The following is a 5,363-nucleotide window of genomic DNA, read 5'->3' as shown; positions in this document are numbered from 1 at the left end:
AAAAAAGCTGACTGCTAGGTCAGCTTGGCCCTATCCATCCCCGCATTAAAATACGGGGATTTTCGGGCGTTTTTCATTAAAAAAATCTTGTAAAATTAAGGGCTTTCAAATCACTTTTCAAGCCTTGCTGTGATTGAATCTAGCTTACTCTTGGTTTCTGATAGATTATCATTAACTAATATGTGTGCGTAATCTTTCAAGTCTTCCGGCAACAGATTTAATTCACTGCCGCTGAGTCGTTCTTTGATCTTTTCGGGATCATCTCCTCGCTTTAAAAGCCGCTCTTTTAATTCTTCTTTAGTCGAAGTTGTGACATAAAGAAAATAAACTTTATTGCCTAATTGTTTCAAATAAGTATAAACACCTTTAATATCGACAATTAAAGAAACGAGATCGCTCTTTTTCCAAGCAAGGTTTAAGGCTTCACGACTTGACCCATATTGATAAGAGCCATATCTGACGTGCTCAAAAAAGTGCAACGTCTTGAAGCTTTCATCCGTTTCAAAATGATAGGAGACATTCTGCTTTTCCCCTGGTCTCATTGGACGCGTCGTGTGTGTCAAAACACGTGGTATGCCATATTTTTCATTTAAATAATCAGAAATCGTTGTCTTTCCGGCGCCGCTCGGGCCCGCGATCAAAATTATTTTCTTCAAAAGAAAGTCCCCCACTTGAAAATGTTGCTCATCTATATTAACATTCCAATGTTACAAAAGACCAAGATTTTTTATCAAGAGAGGAGATAACTCCATGAAAAAAGCAGATGTAAAAGTTGGCGCAATCGTTGGTGCCAAGTCAGAAGAAGAACTTAAGAAGCCATTCCAAGGTAAGGTAGAAAAAATTTATGAAAATTCTGCTCTCTTAGCTATCACTTCATACGATCCAGTTGATGCCACTGCAATTAGTGACTTGAACAACAAGATTGTGGTCAACTTCAAAAACTTAAAGGCTGCTCGTGCCGCTAAAAATAGTAAGACTGCTTCAACTAACGAAGTTAAAGTTGAAAAGATTGCTAAAACTAAAAAGGCTAACAAAGACAGCAAAAAGTAAACAAAATTCAAAAAGATCCTGGGTAATATTTACGCAGGATCTTTTTTTGCCTAAAATTAATACAATATCGATCTATTTAGGGAGATTTTTTATGAAAGAGAAAACTCGAACCGTTTTATTCTGGTTCATCCTTATTCAGCCGTTTTTGGACCTTTATTGGTTTTATCATGGCAAATTGGCTGACGTCTTGCCGTTTACTTTGCCTACAATCATTAGAATTTTGGCTGTTTTTGTTATCTTTTGCATGTTCTTTAGTCAAAAACAGAATTGGCAAAAATTGGGTAAAAACAAATGGCTACTGTTTTATTTAGCCTTGCTAGTAATTTACTCGGCTCTACACTTGTTACACGTGAAACATTTTAATAGTATTAATCCAAATGATTACAACTATTCGACTGTCAGTGAAATCTTCTATCTCATTAGAATGCTTTTGCCGCTGATGGTGATTTTCTTTACTACCGCGTTAGATTTCACTCGCGATCAATTCAGACATGTAATTGAAGGAATCAGCGGACTATTTTCATTCACCATCGCGATCAGCAACCTTTTCGTGATTTCACTTAGAAGTTACGAAACCGGCCCGATCAGTGCCAATATTTTTGAATGGTTCTTCAATCCTAACATCGGCTATTCCCACATGGCTTCTAAAGGCTTCTTCAACTTTGCCAACATGGTCTCGGCCGTACTATTCATGCTAGTGCCCCTGATGCTCTACTTCATGTTCAGTCATTTTAATTGGAAAACCGTTACTTTAAATGTCGTGCAGGCCCTCGCAATGATCGAACTTGGAACTAAAGTCGCGCTAATCGGCTTAATTGGTGGCATTATCATCGGTATTTTGCTCTACTTTTTCCATTTGTTCATTGTCAAAGATGTCATCAAGAACGGCAAGGCAATTTTAGTAGCGCTGATAATCGAAATTAGTGCGATGGCGATTATCCCCTTCGGTCCAGCAATCCAGCGTTACAATTATGAAAAGTTTTTAGCGCAACAATCTGATAACAGCTTAACTGTTGCTAAGAAAGAATTAGCCGCTGGTCTTAAAAAATATCCAAGCGGCGAAAAACGGAAGCAATTTTTAATCGAATTTATCGAAGAGCATTATCAAGATTATGCCCTAAACAAAAAGTTTGTCACTAAGAGCTACCCTTACAAATATGATCCAGAATTTTGGCTTAAGATCATGAACGAGCCGGGAACTGCGCGGATGCAAAACCGTCACGTTGAAAGGGCTATGCTAGATCAAGTAGTTAAGACTAACAATAATAAGTTGGACAAGTTCTTAGGTATCTCATATACCCGTGAGACCAACATTTTTAACCTAGAGCGAGACTTCACCAGTCAGATCTATTCATTAGGTTGGATCGGGATGTTGCTATTTGTTGGCCCGTACGTAGCAATCATGCTGTACGCTTTTGTTAAATGGCTAATGAATAGAAGAAAACGCACCTACCTGATTAGTTCCATGCTGCTTTCAATCGCTTTTATGCTGTTTGCGGCATTTTCATCAGGCAACGTCATGGACTTTTTAACCGCCAGCTTCATCTTAGCCTTCGTTGAAGGTGGATTATTAGCTGAAATTAAAGCCAAACACCTTATTGCGCTTGACTTTACGTAGAAAAAATCCTCATTCGTCTTTGAATGGGGATTTTCTTTGCTTATTTTCCTTGCTTGATGAAGCTTTGATCTGGCACCCGGATCAAGTAATAACGCGTTGCCAAATGCCCTGCGTGCATTCCAATACCGTTTTGCCAATTCTTCTTATATGTCGCCGTATAAATGGCTACATAAGCACGTTGATATTTCTTATCCATTTTCTTAAGCGTCTTTTTAACGTATGGAATCTTTTCTGCATTAACATCTAATGCCGTATCACCATACGCAATCGATGCATAATCACTAGACGCCGTGATTTTGCTTCCTGCCTTATAAAAAGTATATGACTGAGAACCGTATCTCTTCTTAGCTGAATTGATCGTGACATAGCTTGAATTGCCAACCCCTGTCTTCATTATCAGCGGTTCATATTTAACGCTTGAAGTAATTCGACTTGCATCTTCCAAATCTGGATTATCCATAAATGTTTGATTAAACATCCAGCCAGCTGCTACAAATAAAATGACCACCTCAACTATATTCAAGATAAAGTTAGGCCAGCTAAAGTGCTTATGCTGTTTAATAATCATCTTAATTCGTCTACGACGAATATTTTGGATAATAAATACTAAATACAGTATGATGGCAACCCAGATTAAGATACCAATAATATTCCAGCTAAACATGACGATTCCTCCTTGCTCTACATTATAGGGGAATTTTTTCAAAATTTGAATAGCTTAACTATTGAATACTTGGGATTTAGGTGAGAAGATAGGCATTGAGTACATTAGATTTATTAGGGAAAAATATGGTAGCAATAGCATTTTATTCAATAACTGGGCAAACTAAACGTTTTATTGATAAAACGCAATTAGAAGCCCATCAGATCAGCGATGCTAAACCCAAATTTGATATGGGTCAAAAGTACATTTTGATCGTTCCTGCATACCAGGATTTCATGATGGATTCAGTCGTTAACTTTTTAACGTATAAAGACAATAAAAAGAATATTATCGGAATTATCGGTTGTGGTAATCGTAACTTCAACGACCTTTTTGCTCAAACCGCGAAGAAGATCGCAGCTACGCTAAAAGTGCCGATTCTTTATTTATTGGAATTTAGTGGCACAAGTGAAGATGTCAAAAACGTTCGCAAGATTGTTCATGATCTTTCTACTGGTGAAAGCAACAAGAAAATCCAAAAACCTAAAGAATTACGTGGAAATATTAGCTTTTTGAGTGATTTTAGAGATTGAGTATGACTGAGAAATATTACGAAGCAATTAACTGGAATGACATGGAGGATCGTGTCGACAAATCTGCTTGGGCGAGACTAAACGATATTATTTGGGAACCTCGCAACGTTCCGGTTAGAGAAGATAAAAAAGAATTTATAAAATTAGATAAGCCAATTCAAGAAGCTTTGCTTCATGCTTTTGGAGCATTGTCTTTCTCGTCTGGCTTACAAATGCGTAACGGTATTGAACAGATTAAGGCGGACGCAATTACGCCTGAAGAATCTGCCGTTTTAAACGCGTTGCAATATTTGGAATCAATTGCCAATAAGGGTTACAGTTATGTTTTGCATGAGTTATCTGATGACAAGACTGTCGAAGAAACTTTGAATTGGGCAAACAATAATCCTTATTTGCAAAATAAGATCCATATTTTAAATAAAATCTATCAAAGTGGGGATGCCTTGCAGAAAAAAGCAGCTGATGTAATTTTGGAAACTGCTCTTTATCACTCTGGCTTTTTCGCCCCACTCTACTTGTTCGGTGCCGGCAAGATGGTTAGAACTGCTGAAATTGTTAAGTTAGCCTTACGTGGTACTTCATTCAGCGGTATCTATCCTGGATATAAGTTCCGCTTAGGCTATAGCAAGCTTGGCAAGAATGAACAAGATAGATTAAAGGAATGGATCGAAAACTTATACGATGAGTTAGTATCTAACGAAGAAAAGCACATTCATTTAATATATAAAGGCACTGGTTGGGAAGAAGATGCCAAACATTACTTCTACTACAGCGTCAATAAAGCTTATCTTAACTTAGGCTTTTCAGGTAAGTATCCTGATACAGCTGATACTATTAACGCGACAATCGAAAAAGGTGTAATTAAGAGTGCCGTATTGGAAGACTTCTTCTTCTACACCAATGACCATTCGCTTAATAAATTTAAAGAAATCAAATAATATTAACCTTGATGTACTAAAGATCGAATCAAATTGATTCGGTCTTTTCTTTTGGCAAAAAAAGATCAATCACCTGCAAATATGCAAAATGATTGATCTAAAGTCTATCTATATAAATATGCATTCATCATGTTAAAAATTATTTATTTGCTTTGATCTGAAAGAATTAGTCCTTAACAACGTCCTTAATGTTCAACCATTGGCTCTTGTTAATCTTAACGATCTTTTTGCCGTTGGCTTTCTTAACAGCTTTAGCAGTGAAGGTTGAACCCATTGAAACTTTCTTAGCAGTCTTGTTACCGTTAGCGTTTAAAACGTTAACTTTTTGATTCTTGGTGTCTTTTACAACAACGAAGATCTTGTCGCCTTTCTTGATTGAAGAGTTAGTAGGAGCAACTTCTGAAATACCTAACTTTGGAGCAGTGAAGCTAGCAGCTTCACTAACTGAAGCACCGACACCCATCATACTAATTGAAGCAACTACAACTGAAACAACTTTAACAATTTTCTTTGAGTCTAAC

Annotated in this window: 7 protein-coding genes; 4 read left to right on the top strand and 3 right to left on the bottom strand. The window is 37.1% G+C overall.

Annotation, left to right across the window (positions count from 1 at the left end):
* Positions 1-110: 110 nt before the first annotated feature.
* On the bottom strand, positions 111-656 hold the full coding sequence (locus CP368_RS09110) for a guanylate kinase (RefSeq protein ID WP_087176914.1): 546 nt from the start codon (positions 654-656) through the stop codon (positions 111-113).
* 94 nt (positions 657-750) lie between these two features.
* On the opposite strand from CP368_RS09110, the gene CP368_RS09105 reads away from it, so the two are divergent.
* Both CP368_RS09105 and CP368_RS09100 read left to right on the top strand, forming a co-directional pair.
* Complete coding sequence (locus tag CP368_RS09105; protein WP_087176915.1) at positions 751-1,050, top strand: DUF2187 family protein; 300 nt, start codon at positions 751-753, stop codon at positions 1,048-1,050.
* A gap of 91 nt (positions 1,051-1,141) precedes the next feature.
* A complete protein-coding gene (locus CP368_RS09100) occupies positions 1,142-2,668 on the top strand; it encodes an O-antigen ligase family protein (RefSeq protein ID WP_098046000.1) in 1,527 nt (508 codons plus the stop codon).
* 40 nt (positions 2,669-2,708) lie between these two features.
* Here CP368_RS09100 and CP368_RS09095 read toward each other — a convergent pair whose 3' ends face one another.
* Positions 2,709-3,332: an LVIS_2131 family protein gene (locus CP368_RS09095; protein WP_098045999.1), complete on the bottom strand. Its 624-nt coding sequence runs from the start codon at positions 3,330-3,332 to the stop codon at positions 2,709-2,711.
* 125 nt (positions 3,333-3,457) lie between these two features.
* Here CP368_RS09095 and nrdI point away from each other — a divergent pair, with 125 nt between their 5' ends.
* Together nrdI and CP368_RS09085 are read left to right on the top strand one after the other, a co-directional pair.
* Positions 3,458-3,904, top strand: coding sequence for a class Ib ribonucleoside-diphosphate reductase assembly flavoprotein NrdI (gene nrdI, locus CP368_RS09090; protein WP_098037191.1), 447 nt, complete (start codon positions 3,458-3,460; stop codon positions 3,902-3,904).
* Between the two features lie 2 nt (positions 3,905-3,906).
* Positions 3,907-4,842 carry a ribonucleotide-diphosphate reductase subunit beta gene (locus tag CP368_RS09085; protein ID WP_098045998.1) on the top strand — a complete coding sequence of 312 codons (936 nt, stop codon included), beginning with the start codon at positions 3,907-3,909 and terminating at the stop codon, positions 4,840-4,842.
* Between the two features lie 166 nt (positions 4,843-5,008).
* Here CP368_RS09085 and CP368_RS09080 read toward each other — a convergent pair.
* On the bottom strand, positions 5,009-5,363 hold a 355-nt coding region (locus CP368_RS09080; protein ID WP_233185870.1), incomplete at its 5' end, for a hypothetical protein.

The sequence above is a fragment of the Lactobacillus sp. UMNPBX17 genome, assembly GCF_002553735.1.
Classification (GTDB): Bacteria; Bacillota; Bacilli; order Lactobacillales; family Lactobacillaceae; genus Lactobacillus; species Lactobacillus gallinarum.
Note: the sequence above shows the minus strand (reverse complement) of the source record. Positions and strands in the feature narration are given on the sequence as shown.